General features: G+C 61.4%; 11 protein-coding genes. 2 read left to right on the plus strand and 9 right to left on the minus strand.

Annotated features, from left to right (window positions below):
- Positions 1 to 99: 99 nt before the first annotated feature.
- From KP699_RS04465 to carA, 9 genes are all read right to left on the minus strand, one after another.
- Positions 100 to 633, minus strand: a complete 534-nt coding sequence (locus KP699_RS04465; RefSeq protein ID WP_215761765.1) for an RNA pyrophosphohydrolase — start codon at positions 631 to 633, stop codon at positions 100 to 102.
- Positions 630 to 1,922, minus strand: a complete 1,293-nt coding sequence (locus KP699_RS04470; protein WP_215761766.1) for a divergent polysaccharide deacetylase family protein — start codon at positions 1,920 to 1,922, stop codon at positions 630 to 632. Before KP699_RS04470 ends, KP699_RS04465 begins: the two co-directional genes overlap by 4 nt.
- A gap of 23 nt (positions 1,923 to 1,945) precedes the next feature.
- Positions 1,946 to 3,418 (minus strand): S41 family peptidase, encoded by a 1,473-nt coding sequence (locus KP699_RS04475; protein WP_215761767.1) that lies wholly within the window; start codon positions 3,416 to 3,418, stop codon positions 1,946 to 1,948.
- A 172-nt stretch (positions 3,419 to 3,590) separates the two neighbouring features.
- Complete coding sequence (locus KP699_RS04480; RefSeq protein WP_215761768.1) at positions 3,591 to 5,132, minus strand: murein hydrolase activator EnvC; 1,542 nt, start codon at positions 5,130 to 5,132, stop codon at positions 3,591 to 3,593.
- Positions 5,133 to 6,671, minus strand: a complete 1,539-nt coding sequence (gpmI, locus tag KP699_RS04485) for a 2,3-bisphosphoglycerate-independent phosphoglycerate mutase (protein WP_215761769.1) — start codon at positions 6,669 to 6,671, stop codon at positions 5,133 to 5,135.
- An 87-nt stretch (positions 6,672 to 6,758) separates the two neighbouring features.
- The gene (locus KP699_RS04490; protein ID WP_215761770.1) at positions 6,759 to 7,955 is read right to left on the minus strand and encodes a threonine ammonia-lyase; all 1,197 of its coding nucleotides are present in this window, start codon (positions 7,953 to 7,955) and stop codon (positions 6,759 to 6,761) included.
- Between the two features lies 1 nt (position 7,956).
- Complete coding sequence (greA, locus tag KP699_RS04495) at positions 7,957 to 8,430, minus strand: transcription elongation factor GreA (protein ID WP_025827984.1); 474 nt, start codon at positions 8,428 to 8,430, stop codon at positions 7,957 to 7,959.
- Between the two features lie 142 nt (positions 8,431 to 8,572).
- Entirely contained in the window at positions 8,573 to 11,827 is a 3,255-nt protein-coding gene (gene carB / locus KP699_RS04500) for a carbamoyl-phosphate synthase large subunit (protein ID WP_215761771.1), read from the minus strand.
- A gap of 6 nt (positions 11,828 to 11,833) precedes the next feature.
- Positions 11,834 to 13,258, minus strand: a complete 1,425-nt coding sequence (carA, locus tag KP699_RS04505; RefSeq protein WP_215761772.1) for a glutamine-hydrolyzing carbamoyl-phosphate synthase small subunit — start codon at positions 13,256 to 13,258, stop codon at positions 11,834 to 11,836.
- Between the two features lie 180 nt (positions 13,259 to 13,438).
- On the opposite strand from carA, the gene KP699_RS04510 reads away from it, so the two are divergent.
- Complete coding sequence (locus KP699_RS04510) at positions 13,439 to 13,894, plus strand: GatB/YqeY domain-containing protein (RefSeq protein ID WP_215761773.1); 456 nt, start codon at positions 13,439 to 13,441, stop codon at positions 13,892 to 13,894.
- A gap of 357 nt (positions 13,895 to 14,251) precedes the next feature.
- A complete protein-coding gene (gene dnaG / locus KP699_RS04515) occupies positions 14,252 to 16,087 on the plus strand; it encodes a DNA primase (RefSeq protein ID WP_215761774.1) in 1,836 nt (611 codons plus the stop codon).
- Positions 16,088 to 16,182 lie beyond the last annotated feature (95 nt).

A 16,182-nucleotide genomic window follows, 5' to 3' on the forward strand; every position in this document is an offset into this window, starting at 1 on the left:
CGCAGATATCTGTTGTAAAAAGGGCGGGAAAAGAAATCCTCTTCCCGCCCTTTTTTATGATCGTCACACTTTATTTATGACTGCCACACTTGGGGAAAATCAGGTGGAGGAAGGGTGTGCCGGGGCCGCGAACGGGGCGAAATCCTGCACCAGCCGCTCATAAATCGGTTTTTTGAAGCCAACATTGCCAGAGGGCAGATCAGCCAGCTCAATCCACTGGATGGCGTCAAATTCCGGCGGGGTCTGGGCATCCAGTCGGATATCGGCATCAGTACCGGTAAAGGCCAGCGCAAACCATTTCTGTGTCTGCCCGCGGAAACGGCCCCCCAGAGCCTTGCCAATCAGATACTCGGGCAGGTCATATGTAATCCAGTCCGGGTGCTCCTGCAGGATATGCAGCAGGCCGGAGGGGAGGCCCAGCTCTTCATGCACTTCCCGGAATACGGCCGCTTCTGGCTCTTCTCCATTATCAATGCCGCCTTGCGGGCACTGCCAGATCCCTTCTGAAAGCGGGCCACCCGCGCCGGGCTGGTCTGTGCGCCGGGCAATGAGAATACGGCCATCCGCCCGAAAAATCATGGCGGCGACATTCGGCCGGTAAGGCAGGCTTTCGGCGTGCGGGCTGGTGCTCATTCTGTGTGTCCAAAGGGGGCGGGGGTGGTCTGGTTCCCAGCGGGCGGCGTGCTGATCTGTACATGCACAGCGCCTTCCGGGGCCGTTGGTTGCTTTGGCGGTCTGGGTGGCGGCGGGGGAGCGGGCGGCGGGGCCACCAGCATGCTGACAGGCACCAGTGTCACGCCAATCGTCTTCAGATGCGGGAGCCATGCTCTGAGGCAGGAGAGAGCCACCGGGCGCAGCGGCCCCATAACGCCAATGGCGTGCCCGTTCCTGCGGGCAAGCTGCTGGAGTTTGAGCAGGAGGATATCAATTGTGACGATATCCGCATCGGTATTGATCACAACGTCCGCCGTGCCGGCAACACCGGGCCGGTCTGCAAACGGCGCGGTGGCAGCGGCCGTTCCGGATGCTGCTGTGCTTGTTGCCGACCTGTCTGGCAGGGGAGAGGCTGAGGCGGACTTGTCCGGTGCTGTGCCGTTTGGGGATTTGCTGTCTGGGGATGTGCCGGGCGGGACGTTCAGGTAAAACAGACCGCGTTGCGTCAGAGCAGCCACAAGGGGGGCGAACGCCTGAGACTGCGCATAGTCTCCGCCAGTCTGGCCGGAATACGCATTTGTCACACCCGCATAGCCCGCCAGATGGGAGAGAATGTCCGTCAGGATCGCGCGGTTTTTTTCAACGCTCAGAGCGGGCCGTAAGGTCGTGGGTCCGGCATCTTCCCCGGTCGCCGCACGACCCGTGGGTGTGCCCTCTATGGGCAGGGAGAGCAGCGTTTCATGGTTGTGGGATCTGGCCCGTTCCATGAGGCTACCGGGGTCTGACGCATAAGGTGAGACGGCCAGAGAAACCGGGCCGGGCAGGGCATCAATCGCCTGATTGCTCAGTTCATCATCCGCCTGACCAATGCCGTCAATCAGCAGGGCGACCTGCGCGTTGCCAGCAGGCACCGGCACGACGGGCGCGGCATAAACCTGCCGGGGCATGAGCCCATCCGGGCCTTTTTTGGGGAGGGCACACCCGCCGGGGCCGATGTCATCTGTCAGCAGATCCCCCATCGGGGCGGGAATATCTGTTTTATGCGCGAGGGTCGCGAGCACCGTCGGGGTGGCGGTCCCTACGTCAATATCCTGCCCGCTGACCTCCGCATAGGGTGGTCCCATAATCTGCAGGGTCAGGGCGACAACACCCGCCAGCGCCGTGCAGCCCCCCCAGAAAAACAGGAAGGCCCGTCCAGACGCAGGCATCTGCTGCCACAGAGAAGCCTTGCGTGGCTCCTCAGGCGTGCCAGAAGATGGGCTGGACATGGCGGACGGGCCTCGCGCTGCTGTTAGTGGTGGGCTTTGGCGTCTTTGTCCGCTTTATCCTTATCCGTGTCTTTCCCGGCAGGGGGCTTGGCCGCGGGCAGAGAGGCTGACGGGTCCGGCGCAGGCAGCCCGGCCATGGAACGGACAACCCGCAGCCCCTGCTGGAGCTGGAAGTCGGTTGCGGGTTTTGTGTAGTCAAATTCCGGCCAGTTGGCCGGTGGCTCACCGGCAATATCCTTTGCAATGGCGGGCAGGTCCGTGCGCGGCACAGCCTTGGTCTGGTTCCCGCCCTGATTTTTCAGGATATGTTCAAGGTCAGCTTCATGCAGGCTGAAGCCAGGGTCTTCCCGTGTTTCCTTCACGGCGATATCGGGCGTGATGCCCAGCCCCTGAATGGAGCGGCCGGAGGGGGTGTAATACCGTGCGGTTGTCAGCCGGATCGCGCCATTGCCCGGAATGGGCATGATGGACTGCACAGAGCCTTTCCCAAAAGACTTTGTGCCCAGCAGCACGGCGCGATGGTGGTCCTGCAACGCGCCGGACACAATTTCAGACGCGGAAGCAGAGCCGCCGTTGATCAGCACGACAATCGGCAGACCATCGGTAATGTCTGTGCCGTGAGCATCCCAGCGCTGGCTGTCTTTCGGGTGGCGGGCGCGGGTGGAAACAATTTCACCCGAGCGGATAAAGCTGGAGGACACATCAATGGCCTGATTCAGCAGGCCGCCCGGGTCATTCCGCAGGTCCAGCACCAGTCCGGCCAGTTTGCCACCGGCCTGCTGTTTAAGCTGGTTGTAGGCCTTGAGCAGACCTTTTTCCGTTTCCTCATTAAACTGCGCAATGCGGATGTAGCCAATCCGGTCATACAGCGCGGACTTAATGACTTCGATATGGATGTTCTCACGCGTCAGCGTCAGGATAATCGGCTTGGGGGTTTTCTCCCGCACCAGCGTGAGCGTGATTTTGGTGTTCGGCTTGCCGCGCATCTTCTTCACGGCTTCATCCAGCGGGGTGCCGTCCACGGGGTGGCCGTCCACGGCAATAATGTAATCCCCCGGCTTGATCCCGGCGCGGAAGCCCGGCGTGCCATCAACCGGGGAGACAACGCGGATGTGCCCGTCCTGCTGTTGCAGTTCCAGACCAAGGCCGCCGAATTCGCCCTTCATCTGCACCATCATGTCCGCGTACTGTTTTTCGGTCATGTAGGAGCTGTGGGGGTCAAGGCCGGTCAGCATGCCGTTCAGCGCATTGGTGATCAGGTCTTTATCAGAAACCGGCTCGACATAATCGGCGCGCACAAGGTCCAGCACGGTGCCGAACAGGGTGAGCAGGCGATAGGTTTCGGCATGGTTGCTGGTGGGAGAGGCGTCTGGTGCCTTTTCCGCCATGGCGGGGGAGGCGAGCATGCCTGCGCCCGGCAGCGCTCCGGGGTGGGAGGCCACGGCAAGGCCTGCCAGAAAAGTGGCGCCAAGCATCAGACCTGTGCGGAACTTCATGCGATCTCGTCTCCTGTCGCCGGGTGCACCACCCGTGCGGTCGTGTCCTGTCGAATGTTACAGCGTATGGCTCAGTTTTGCGTTGTAGCGCAAAGCGCGGCCTGTGTCCGCCATGCAGTTGGGCGAGATTAGCCGCTTCCGCCGGACTGGCAAACTGTCTCTGGGTTTTTCCTTACAGGAAAGGCGCCGGATTGACGGGTTTCTGCCCGTGCCGCAACTGGATAAACAGCGTGCCGGAACTGCCTGCGCTGCTCATATGCCCCACAGGTGCGCCTTTGGATAAGGCCTGCCCGGTCGCGACGTCCAGCGCAGAAAATCCTGCCATAACAAAGCGGTAATGCTGCCCGCAGTTGAGAATCACCATCTGCCCGTAGGTGCGGAACGGCCCTGCAAAATCAACGCGGCCCGAGCAGGGCGTGCGGACGGAGGCACCGGGGGCTGTGCGGTAAGTCATGCCCGTGGCGGGTCCAGATTCGGTGGCTGACCCCCAGGTGCTGATCAGGCTGCCCACTACCGGACGTGTGCCGCCGCCTGCGGGCGGGTGGTCTGACAGGCCGGGGCCAGCGGCGGTAGCCATGGCCGCCATTTTTCTCCGGGCGGCGTCAGCCCGTTCCTGCGCGCGGCGGCGGGCGGCTTCATCCCGCGCGGCCTGATGCGCTTTTTCAGCCGAGGCAATTTCTTTTTGCAAGGCAGCCTCGGCCCCGGACTGCAAGGCTTCCAGCCGGGAAACGGCATCCTGAAGGCTGGAGGCGCGTTGCGTGGCATTCTGCAACTGTGCGGCCGCGGCACGGGCGGCCGCGTTGGCCTGCTGCTGGGCGGCGCGGGCTTTTAAGGCCTGCTGCCGCACCTGATCCCGCTGGTGGCTCTGTGTTTCCTGTAACTGGCCCAGTCTGGCCAGTTTGGCGGTCAGGTCCGCATCCAGAGCCGTCAGTTTTTCCTGCCGGGTGCGCATGTCTTCCGCCTGACGTTCCAGCCCGCGGGACAGGCCACGCAGCACCAGAAACCCCGTGACGGCTTCGCCCTGCGGAACCGGTGCCGCCAGCAGCGTATCGGACGGATAAAGGGAGAGGCGCTCTGCCAGCGGCAGAACCGGCGCAAGGGCTTTTGCATCTTCCCGCAGGACGTCTTTCAGACTGGCCTGTTCCTTGCGGAGATCCGCAATACGGGAATCGAGATCCGCAACCTGCTGCTCTGTTGTCTGGAGCTGGGCCGTGGCGGAGACCGTCGCGGCGGAGAGGGCTGAGGCTTTGGCCGCACTCTGCACGGCAATGGCCTGAGCGGCTTCATTTTTCGCGCGGGATGTGGTGACGGCAGCGGCCTGCGCGGCTTTCTGCTTATCCATGGCGGCCCGTTCCGCCTGTGTGGCAGCCAGCGTAGCCTGTGCCTGCCGGACTGAGCGCTCGGCGTCTGCTTCGGCACGGGTCATGGCGGTATGGGAAGAAGGCGACGCTGTGGCGTGCTTCCCGGAGGACGTGTGGTGGGCACTCCCAGATTGGGCTGCTGACCGGTGGAGCGTGCTTTTTGCAGTGCTGTGGTGCGTGTGTGCAGGACTTTTCTTGGCAGTTCCGGCCTCAGCCTGCGGCAGACAGGCGAGCGCGGCGAAAATCCCGATGGGCAGGGTTCTGAAAACCTGCCTCCCACGGGCCGGTTTTCCCTGCCTGCACAGGGCAGGAAGGGGATGGGGAGCCGGGGCGGGAGGCTGGGCGAAAAGCATTCAGTCCGTTAGCAGGGAAGTCCCTGTCATGTCATCAGGTTTGGGCAGGCCCATCATATCCAGCAGGGTGGGGGCCAGATCAGCCAGTCGGCCATCTTTCAGCTTTTTGCTGCCCACGCCAAAAGCCACCAGAGGCACCACATTCAGCGTATGCGCGGTATGTGGCACGCCTGTCTCCGGGTCTTTCATGGTCTCACAGTTGCCGTGATCTGCCGTAACCAGCAGGGAACCGTTCTGTTTTTTAAGGGCTTCCATAATGCGGCCTGTGCCCGCATCCACGGTTTCAACCGCTTTGATGGCAGCCTTGAGGATGCCTGTATGCCCGACCATGTCCGGGTTGGCGAAGTTCAGCACAATCAGGTCATACTGTCCGCTTTCAATCGCGGCGACGGCTTTGTCCGTCAGTTCCGGCGCGGACATTTCCGGCTGGAGGTCATAGGTCGCGACTTTGGGGGAGGGGACCAGAATACGGTCTTCACCCTCAAACAGCTTTTCCCGCCCGCCATTCAGGAAGTATGTGACATGCGGATATTTTTCCGTCTCGGCCATACGCAACTGGGTGCGGCCGGCACGGGCCACAACTTCGCCCAGAATATTCTCCAGCGAGTCCGGCGGGAACAGCACCGTCAGACGTTCCGCCAGTGTGTCGCTATAGTGCGTCATGCCCAGAACAGTGGAGAATTTGACCACTTTCTTGCGGGCAAAACCGTCAAACGCCGGTTCCAGCATGGCGTCCAGAAGCTGGCGGATGCGGTCAGCCCGGAAGTTGAAGGAGAGCAGGCCGTCTCCATCCTTCATGCCGGTATAGCCGTCCAGCACGGTGGGCTGGATAAATTCGTCGGAAATATCGGCCTGATAGGCCTGAGTCACAACATCCTGCGCGGTGGGTGCTTTCGGGCCTTCCGCACTGACCATCACGTCATAGGCTTTTTCCACGCGCTCCCAGCGTTTGTCACGGTCCATGGCGTAATAGCGGCCGGACACAGTCGCAATTTTCACACTCTCCGGCAGGGCCGCGCGCAGCGTGTCCAGATAGCCCTGTGCGGAGCGGGGCGGCGTATCGCGTCCGTCTGTAAACACATGGAACGCTACCGGAACCCCGGCGTCGGCTACCATCCTGGCGAGGGCGGCGGCGTGGTCCTGATGCGCATGGACGCCGCCGGGCGAGACAAGGCCCAGCAGATGGCAGGTGCCGCCGGTTTTCTTCAGGGTGGCGATAAAGCTGGTCATGGCGGTGCTGCGTGCAACGCTGCCATCCCGGATGGCGGTGGTAATGCGCGGGAGTTCCTGCATCACAACGCGGCCTGCGCCGATATTCAGGTGGCCGACTTCAGAATTGCCCATCTGGCCTTCCGGTAGGCCAACATCCTCACCACAGGTGCGCAGGAAGCTGCGCGGGCCATTTTTCCACAGAGCATCAAAAACCGGCGTATGCGCCTGCTGGACAGCGTTATCTGAAGAGTCTTCCCGCCAGCCGAAGCCATCAAGAATAACCAGCATAACGGGGCGTTTTGTCTGGGAGGGTGCTGCTGCACTCATAGAACCATGCCTTCTTATTGTTTTAAGGCGTCACTATGCCACTAAAACAGCAGGGCACAAGTGCCCGGCAGGCATGGTTCTGATGCGTCAGGCGCGACGAACGATGTAGTGTTCGCCAAGGGCTTTGGTAATCAGGGCCGCGTGTTCCGGGTCCCGTGCTTCAATCATCACTTCCAGTTCCGCCGCCTGTACGGAGGGTGCGGCAAACAGGCGCTGATGGGACACTTCAATGATATTGCCGCCCGCTTCCCCGATTGTTCTGGAAATATCAGCCAGAACGCCGGGGCGGTCGGGGATTTCCATAATCAGGCGCAGGATGCGGCCATCGCGTAGCATGGCGCGCAGCAGGGTGTTGGCCAGAATACGGCTGTCGATATTGCCGCCGGAAATGGGCAGCGCCACCTTTTTGTCCCGGAACAGTTCCGGGTAGGTCATGACGGCGGCAAGCCCCACCGCGCCAGCGCCTTCCGTTACCTGCTTTGCCCCTTCGGCCAGCAGGGTAATGGCGGTTTCCACCGCACATTCCGGCACCACCAGCACGCGGGAGACCAGCTTACGGATAACCTCATCCGGGCGCTGGCCGATCTGCATCACGGCAATGCCTTCGGCAATGGTGGAACCACCGGAGGGGTGCGTCGCCGCGCCGGGGAAGGCGGAGAGCGAGTTATAATTCTGCACCTGCACGCCAATCAGCTCGACCTCCGGGCGCATGGCTTTGGCGGCCACGGCGCAGCCGCCCAGCAGGCCGCCGCCGCCAATGGGGGCCACCAGCATGTCCAGCGGTCCGGCATCCGTAAACAGTTCCAGCGCGCAGGTGCCCTGACCGGCCATGACGGCACGGTCATCATACGGATGGATAAAGGTCCGGCCTTCCCGCGCCTGAAGATCATGCGCAAACAGCAGCGCTTCCGCAAAGCTCTCGCCTTCCAGAATGACGCGCGCCCCCCAGTTGCGGGTGCGGACCACTTTGGCCGCAGGGGTGAATTTTGGCATGACGATAACGGCATCAATGCCCAGCAGGCTGGCATGGCGGGCCACGCCTTGCGCATGGTTGCCCGCCGAGACCGCGATCACACCGCGCCTGCGTTCATCCTCAGAGAGCAGGGCAAGCTTGTTGGCTGCTCCGCGTTCCTTGAAGGAGCCAACCGCCTGAAGATTTTCCAGCTTCAGGGTAATGTCTGCGCCGGTCGCCTTGGACAGTGAGTGAGAGGAAATCGTGGGGGTGCGGAGGACACTCCCGCTGATCCGCGCGGCTGCGGCGGTGATATCCTCAAACTTCAGCATCTCAGATAAATTTCACAGACAGGATCTCATAGGTCCGGTCACCGCCGGGGGCGGGAACGGAAACGGTGTCCCCTTCATGCTTGCCAATCAGGGATTTGGCGAGCGGGGAGGAAATGGACAGCAGGTTCTGCTTGATGTCGGCTTCATGCATGCCAACAATCTGGTACGTCGCTTCCTTGTCGGTATCTTCATCAACAACGGTGACGGTGGCACCGAACTTGACCTGATCCCCGGACAGGGTGGTGGGGTCGATCACCTCAGCGGTGGAGATGATGCTTTCCAGTTCAAGAACGCGGCCTTCGGTAAAGGACTGCCGCTCACGCGCTGCGTGGTATTCCGCGTTTTCGGAAAGATCGCCGTGGCTGCGGGCTTCCGCAATGGCGCGGATGATGGCCGGACGTTCTACAGATTTCAGATTACGCAGTTCGTCTTCGAGCCGCCGTAAACCTTTTTCCGTCATCGGAGTTTTCTGCAAGACATGTCCCCAGAATAAAACTGCCGGACGATCAGACCGGCATGGAAGTTACAAAAAAACACGGGTACAGGCGGCTATGCCTATGGCACGCCGCTTGCCCCGCGGAACGCAGCAGGCAGGCCGTAAGGCCCGCCCGCTCTGTTCAGAACGATCCACTAAAGTATGACTGAAGTGGCGCAACTTCAAGCGGTCCTTCACGCATTGCCGCAATTGCATAGGTTGCAGCGCGCGCGCCCGCCATGGTGGTGTAGTGCGGAATGCCCAGAACAAGGGCAGAGCGGCGGATATCAAAGCTGTCCGCCACAGACTGCGGGCCACGGGCGGTGTTGATCACCATCTGCACCTCACCCGAGCGGATGGCGTCCACGCAATGCGGGCGGCCTTCCAGCACCTTGTTCACCACATCCACCTCAATTCCGGCATCGCGCAGCTTTTTGGCTGTGCCGCGTGTGGCCAGAATTTTCAGACCCATGCTGGCAAGCTGGCGGCCAAGGGCGGGGAGATGCGCCTTGTCACTCTCCCGCACGGACAGAAAGACCGTGCCGGAGGTGGGCAGGCGCACACCGGCCCCGAGCTGGGACTTGGCAAATGCGCGTTCAAAGGACGTATCCAGCCCCATGACCTCACCCGTGGAGCGCATTTCCGGCCCCAGAATGATGTCCACTTCCGCAAAGCGGTTGAAGGGGAAGACAGCTTCCTTCACCGCAACATGCGGCACAACGGCGCTGTCATCCAGATTAAAGCTGGAGAGCTTGGCCCCTGCCATAACACGCGCGCCGATCTTGGCGACCGGAACACCCGTGGCCTTCGCCACAAACGGCACGGTGCGGGAGGCTCGCGGGTTGACCTCAAGGACAAAGATTTCCTGATCCTTGATGGCGTACTGCACGTTCATCAGCCCCACAATGCCCAGCTCACGCGCCATGGCTTCGGTCTGGGCTTTCAGCTCCGTCACAATGGCGGGGGAGAGGGTGTAGGGCGGCAGGGCGCAGGCGCTGTCACCCGAATGGATGCCTGCTTCCTCAATATGTTCCATCACACCGGCCACATAGACGTCCGTGCCGTCTGCAATGCAGTCCACGTCGGCTTCAATGGCTTCGTTCAGGTAATGGTCAATCAGCACCGGGCCGGAGGCAATGTCATGCCCGGCAAGCTGAAGCGCCCCGCGCATATAGCGCTGGAGGCCCGCGCGGTCATACACGATTTCCATCGCCCGGCCGCCCAGAACGTAGGACGGACGCACCACAACCGGGTAGCCAATGCGTTCTGCAATATCCTCAGCTTCCGCCGGGGAGCGGGCAATGCCGTTGGCAGGCTGACGCAGGCCAAGCTTGTGCAGCAGCGCCTGAAAGCGCTCCCGGTCTTCCGCGCAGTCAATGGCGTCCGCCGGGGTGCCCAGCAGCGGGATGCCCGCTTTTTCCAGAGCATGAGACAGTTTGAGCGGCGTCTGGCCGCCATACTGCACAATGCAGCCTTTCACGGTGCCGTTCTGCTGTTCCTTGCGGATCAGCGCGACAACATCTTCAGCCGTCAGCGGTTCAAAATATAGACGGTCCGAGGTGTCATAGTCGGTAGAGACCGTCTCCGGGTTGCAGTTGACCATAATGGTCTCAAACCCGGCCTCCCGCAGCGCGTAGGCGGCATGGACACAGCAGTAATCGAACTCAATGCCCTGACCAATCCGGTTCGGGCCACCGCCGAGAATGATGATCTTCTCACGGTCCGTCGGGTCGGACTCACAGGCCGGAGGGGCGAACACCCCTTCATACGTGGAATACATATAGGGGGTGCTGGACGCGAACTCACCCGCGCAGGTGTCAATGCGCTTATAAACCGCATTCACGCCAGCCTCGTTGCGCAGGGCAGACACTTCCTCTTCCTGCAGGCCGGACAGGCGGGCAAGCTGGATATCGGAAAAGCCCATGGCTTTCAGGCGGCGCAGGCCCTGAGCATCACGCGGCAGGCCGTGGTTCTGGATGGCGCGTTCCGCATGAACGATTTTTTCCAGCTCCCGCAGGAACCACGGCTCAAACCGGCAGGCTTCGTTCACATCTTCCACGGACAGACCAGCGCGGAGCGCCTGCGCGGCCATCAGGATCCGTTCCGGGCGCGGCTGGGAGAGGGCTGCGCGGAACGCATCTTCCCCGCCATCTCCGGGCACTTCTACCGGGTCCAGCCCGTGCAGGCCGGTTTCCATGGAGCGCAGGCCCTTTTGCAGGGCTTCCGTAAAGGAGCGGCCAATGGCCATCGCCTCGCCAACGGACTTCATGGAGGTGGAGAGCAGGGCAGGTGCGCCGGGGAATTTTTCAAACGTAAAGCGCGGGATCTTGACGACGACATAGTCAATGGTCGGCTCGAAGGACGCCGGGGTTGAGCCGGTAATGTCGTTCTTCAGTTCATCCAGCGTGTAGCCTACAGCCAGCTTGGCGGCGATCTTGGCAATCGGGAAGCCGGTTGCCTTGGAGGCCAGCGCTGAGGAGCGGGAGACACGGGGGTTCATTTCAATCACCACCATGCGCCCGTCCGCCGGGTTCACGCCGAACTGCACGTTCGAGCCGCCCGTTTCCACGCCAATGGCGCGCAGGCAGGCAATGGAGGCGTCCCGCATCCGCTGGAATTCTTTGTCTGTCAGCGTCAGGGAGGGCGCTACGGTGATGGAATCCCCGGTATGCACGCCCATCGGGTCGATGTTTTCAATGGAGCAGACGATGATGCAGTTGTCCGCTTTGTCGCGCACAACTTCCATTTCATACTCTTTCCACCCTAGCAGAGATTCTTCAATCAGCACTTCCGTGGTGGGAGAGGCGTCCAGACCGGACGTGACAATCTGCTCAAACTCTTCCCGGTTATACGCAATGCCGCCGCCGGACCCGCCCATGGTGAAGGACGGGCGGATGATGGTGGGGAAGCCGATTTTCTTGAAGGCTTCCCGCGCTTCTTCCATGCTGTGCGCAATGAAGCTGCGGGGGCTTTCAATGCCGATGGCATCCATGGCTTCCCGGAACTTCTGACGGTCTTCCGCACGGTCGATCACGTCGGCCTTGGCACCAATCAGTTCCACACCATGCTTTTGCAGGAAGCCGGAGGCATCCAGCGCCATGGCGGTGTTCAGCGCCGTCTGGCCGCCCATGGTGGGCAGAATGGCGTCGGGCTTTTCCTTCAGGATAATACGTTCAACGCAGTCCGGTGTAATGGGCTCCACATAGGTGGCGTCCGCAAGGCCGGGGTCCGTCATGATGGTGGCGGGGTTGGAGTTCACCAGAATAACCCGGTAGCCTTCTTCCCGCAGGGCCTTACAGGCTTGTGCGCCGGAATAGTCGAACTCGCAGGCCTGCCCGATGACAATGGGACCAGCGCCAATAATGAGGATGGAGCGGATATCTGTCCGTTTTGGCATGATGCGTTAGTCCTTGCTGCCGTGCGCATCAATCAGCGCGACAAACCGTTCAAAGAGATAGAAGCTGTCAGACGGGCCGGGGCTGGCTTCCGGGTGATACTGGACGGAGAACGCCGGGAAGCGGTCGGACGCCAGACCTTCGTTTGAGCCATCAAACAGGCTGACATGCGTAACGTGCGCATCCGCCGGGAGGCTATCCGCATCCACCGCAAAACCGTGGTTCTGGCTGGTGATTTCCACGCGGCCTGTCTCCAGATCCTTCACCGGCTGGTTTGCGCCACGATGCCCGCGGGCCAGCTTGTAGGTCTTCCCGCCCAGCGCGCAGGCCAGAAGCTGATGCCCAAGGCAGATGCCAAACAGCGGCAGCCCTGCGTTCAGCACGCCCTGAATGGCGGGCACGGCATACTCTGCCGTGGCGGCCGGGTCTCCGGGGCCGTTGGAGAGGAAGACACCAGCGGGTTTAAGGGCCAGAATTTCTTCCGCCGTGGTGGTGGCGGGCACAACCGTAACATCACAGCCAGCAGCAACCAGACACCGCAGGATGTTGCGTTTCGCGCCGTAATCCACAGCCACAACCTTGCGGCGGTTTTCCGGGGCGGGGCGGGTGCCTTTCGGCCATTCCCACACGCTTTCGCTCCATGTGTAAGGCGCTTTGCAGGTTACGGTTTTTGCCAGATCCATGCCTTCCAGCCCCGGCCATGCGCGCGTGGCGTCCTGCAGGGCGGTCAGATCAAACTGCCCGTTTTCCGGGAAGTACAGCGCAGCCGTCTGGGCGCCATGGTCACGGATTTTCAGCGTGAGGGAGCGGGTATCAATCCCGGCAATGCCCGGCACATCCTGCGCCTTCAGCCATGCGTCCAGACTTTCCGTGGCGCGCCAGTTGGCCGGTTCCGTCAGGTCTTCCTTCGTGACAAGGCCGAGGGCGGCAATGCGTGAGGCTTCATCATCTTCCGGGGTGGTGCCCACATTCCCGATATGCGGGAAGGTGAAGGTAATGATCTGGCCAGCAAAGGACGGATCCGTCAGCGTTTCCTGATAGCCGGACATGCCGGTGGAAAAGCAGATTTCTCCAAGGGCAGGCTTCTGCGTGAAGGCACCAAAGCCTTTCCCCCACAGAATGGTTCCGTCTGCAAGAACAAGGGCGGCGGTTGCGCCGTCCGGGCGGGCGTCTGGCATGGGTATTCCTGTTGTACTGCCTCCCGGCACCGGAGAGGATGGTGCAAGGGGGGATGGGTCAGGGGATGTGGGGCTTGCGGGGTCCAGATCTGTCAGCGAAAGACCTGTGGCCCGGGCGATGACGGGCCAGTGGCGGGACGGAATGGCCTGAGCCTGCCGCCATTTGCGGATGGCTTCCGTGCCAACGCCGGTCAGGCGTGCTGTTGCGTCCGGCCCGCCAAGTCGGGCAATGATGGTATCGATTGAAATGGGCATGAGGTAGACTGTGCCTCCCGTGCTGCATGGTTTAGCAGTCTGCGGAGCGGGTGGGAAGAAATTTCCCACCGGGTTATGCTGGTTTTAACGGGTGATGGGAAATTTCTTCCCACCTGATGATTTTATGCCACGCCTCTGCCGTGTGGCCTCTGATAGACATGATATGGAGTATGACAGGTTATGTCCCTGCGTGAACGCCTGATGGCTGATCTCAAGACGGCAATGAAAGCCGGAGAAAGTGCGCGTGTGGGCACGATCCGCATGATTACGGCCAAACTCAAGGACGTTGAAATTGCGGGCCGCGCTAAAGGTGGCGAGGGTGTGAGTGAGGATGAGGCTATTTCCGCGCTGCGCGGTATGGTCAAGACCCGTACCGAATCGGCTACGATGTATCGGGATGCCGGTCGGCCGGAACTGGCTGAAAAGGAAGAGGCGGAAATTGACGTAATCCGCGCCTACCTGCCCGCTGAAATGGACGATGCTGCGCTGGAAGCTGCTGTGAAAGACGCCGTGGCTGCGACGGGTGCTGAAACCATGAAAGACATGGGCAAGGTGATGGGCGCGCTGAAAGCCAAATTCGGCGTAGGGCTGGATATGGGTCGCGCCAATGCGGTGGTGAAGGCAAGCCTGAGCTGATCATCGTATGAGGCATGATCGGCAGCCCCGGCTTTGAGCTTAAAGGGGAGCAGGTCATATGCGGTGAGAGTATCTGGCATGGTGCAGCTCTGCGTGCACCATGCCAGTGCTCTGGTCGGGGAGGCTGGCGGAGGGTTCGCGGGTCTCCCGCCACCCGTCCGTTTTCCCGACACGGAGAGGGTGGCTCTGAAAAATATTTCTCTGCATCGGGCGGAGGTGGGGCTGCCGAAGTCTGCTCACACCATCAGCAAAAAATCTGAGCGTCGTTCACTGTATCGTGTGGGTAAGTCTGCCCGCAGCGAGAATTCAGTGCCGCAGGGCTAAGACAGAAAACACACAAAATGATATCAGGCCGGTATGGCAATTGAGGCAGGGTTTCTGGATGAGCTGCGTGCCCGCACACCGCTGTCTTCAGTGGTGGGGCGGCGGGTCAAGCTCGCGCGTTCCGGCAGGAACTGGAAAGGCTGCTGCCCCTTCCACGGGGAGAAAACGCCGTCTTTCTACGTGTATGATGATCACTTCCATTGCTTTGGCTGCGGTGTGCATGGGGATGTCATTTCCTTCGTCATGCAGATGGAAGGCAAAAGCTTTCCGGAAGCTGTGGAAGAACTGGCGTCGGCGGCGGGGCTGGATGTCCCTAAAGATAACCGGCGCTCTCAGGAAGAGGTGGCACATACCCGGTCTTTAGGGGATGTGCTGGATCTGGTGCAGGATATCTGGTCCGCTGCCTTGTATACGCCTGCGGGCCGGGCAGGACTAGACTATCTGCTGGGGCGCGGCCTGACACGGGAGACCATTAAAACTTTCGGGCTGGGCTGGGCCGGAGATGGGCGCGGGAGCCTGACGGCCGCGCTGGAGGGTAAAGGTGTCACGCCCCGCATGATGGCGGAAGCCGGTCTGATGCGGCTGGATGAGGACGGGCGGCCTAAAGGTGAGCTGTTCTGGGGTCGCGTGACATTTCCCATCCGCGACCGCAAGGGGCGGCTGGTCTCCTTTGGTGGCCGTATTCTGGGTGACGGTCAGCCTAAATATCTGAATGGCCCGGAAACAGCTCTGTTTTCCAAGCGCCGACTGCTGTTCGGGCTGGACCGGGCGCGGGCGGCTGTGCGTGCTCCGCGGCCCAAAGGCACCCCCGCGACGGATCTGGTCGTGGTGGAAGGGTATATGGATGTCATTGCCCTGCATCAGGCCGGATTTGGCGGCGCAGTGGCTCCCCTTGGCACGGCTCTGACGCCAGAGCAGCTTGAGGTTCTGTGGCAGGTTGATCGTGCGCCGGTGCTGTGTTTTGACGGCGATGCCGCGGGCCGTCGTGCTGCGGCGCGCGCCGCGGAAACAGCGCTGCCGCTGTTAAAAGGGGATCACACCCTGCGTTTGTGCCTGCTGCCGGATGGGGAAGATCCGGACAGTCTGGTGCGCTCCCGTGGGGCGCAGGCTGTGGGAGACCTGTTTGCGTCGGCCAGCCCGCTCTCTGACGTACTGTTTGATCTGCTGGCAGGCGGGGTGAGTAACCCCGGGCCGGAAGAACGTGCTGCCCTGCGGCGCAAGCTGGTGGAAGCTGCGGCGCTGATCCCTGAAAAAACGCTGGCTTCTGAGTATCGCTCCACGCTGCTGGACCGGTTTTTTGAGACCTTCCGGCGGAAAAAGGGCGGCGGGGCGTTTGGCGGAGCAAAGTCTTCCGGTGGCGGGAGTGGTAGCCGCGTGCCGCAGGATATTCAGCCCGCCCGCGTGGACCCCGTGCGGGAGCGGCAGCGTATTCTGCTGGCTCTCCTGCTGCGCTACCCGGAACTGGTGACGGAGGTGGAGGAAGCCCTCTGCCGCCTGAGCCTGCCAGAAGATTATTCTGACCTGCGGGCCATGCTGCTGGATATGTCCGCAGAGGGGCTGTTGCCAGAGGATGGGAAGGTTCTGCTGGAGGAACTGAGCGGCCGGCAGGAGGAAGCTCTGGTGCGGTCAGTGCTCACAGAAGGGCCTTTGCCCTTGAATCTGGAAGAAAAAGACACCTCACTGGCTGTGGCGATAAGAACACAGTGGTGGCATTTTTACGGACTACTGAATTTTAGTCAGTTTCGAAAAGAAGTGGAGCAGGAGGTTGCGCGCTTCGCACAGGATGGGGCAGATATGGCAGAATGGAAGCGGTTACAGCCAAGGCTGGAAGCTCTGGCTGCGCTGCGGCGTGGGGAGATAGACGAGTAGTTTTTCAGAGGCGCGGGGAATGTTCGGCCCGCGTTCCTCTTGACTTCGCGGGCAGTATATCCCACGTCCTGCCCGCCTCGGAAAACTGAACAATT

This window comes from Acetobacter sp. P1H12_c (assembly GCF_018811975.1).
Classification (GTDB): Bacteria; Pseudomonadota; Alphaproteobacteria; order Acetobacterales; family Acetobacteraceae; genus Acetobacter; species Acetobacter persici.

What these genes read in the sequence shown, in the direction of transcription:
- gpmI (WP_215761769.1), bottom strand. Translation starts at nt 6,671, where the DNA reads ATGAGTGCAGCAGCACCCTCCCAGACAAAACGCCCCGTTATGCTGGTT.
- carB (WP_215761771.1), bottom strand. Translation starts at nt 11,827, where the DNA reads ATGCCAAAACGGACAGATATCCGCTCCATCCTCATTATTGGCGCTGGT.
- dnaG (WP_215761774.1), top strand. Translation starts at nt 14,252, where the DNA reads ATGGCAATTGAGGCAGGGTTTCTGGATGAGCTGCGTGCCCGCACACCG.
- KP699_RS04470 (WP_215761766.1), bottom strand. Translation starts at nt 1,922, where the DNA reads ATGTCCAGCCCATCTTCTGGCACGCCTGAGGAGCCACGCAAGGCTTCT.
- KP699_RS04475 (WP_215761767.1), bottom strand. Translation starts at nt 3,418, where the DNA reads ATGAAGTTCCGCACAGGTCTGATGCTTGGCGCCACTTTTCTGGCAGGC.
- KP699_RS04465 (WP_215761765.1), bottom strand. Translation starts at nt 633, where the DNA reads ATGAGCACCAGCCCGCACGCCGAAAGCCTGCCTTACCGGCCGAATGTC.
- carA (WP_215761772.1), bottom strand. Translation starts at nt 13,258, where the DNA reads ATGCCCATTTCAATCGATACCATCATTGCCCGACTTGGCGGGCCGGAC.
- KP699_RS04510 (WP_215761773.1), top strand. Translation starts at nt 13,439, where the DNA reads ATGTCCCTGCGTGAACGCCTGATGGCTGATCTCAAGACGGCAATGAAA.
- KP699_RS04490 (WP_215761770.1), bottom strand. Translation starts at nt 7,955, where the DNA reads ATGCTGAAGTTTGAGGATATCACCGCCGCAGCCGCGCGGATCAGCGGG.
- KP699_RS04480 (WP_215761768.1), bottom strand. Translation starts at nt 5,132, where the DNA reads ATGCTTTTCGCCCAGCCTCCCGCCCCGGCTCCCCATCCCCTTCCTGCC.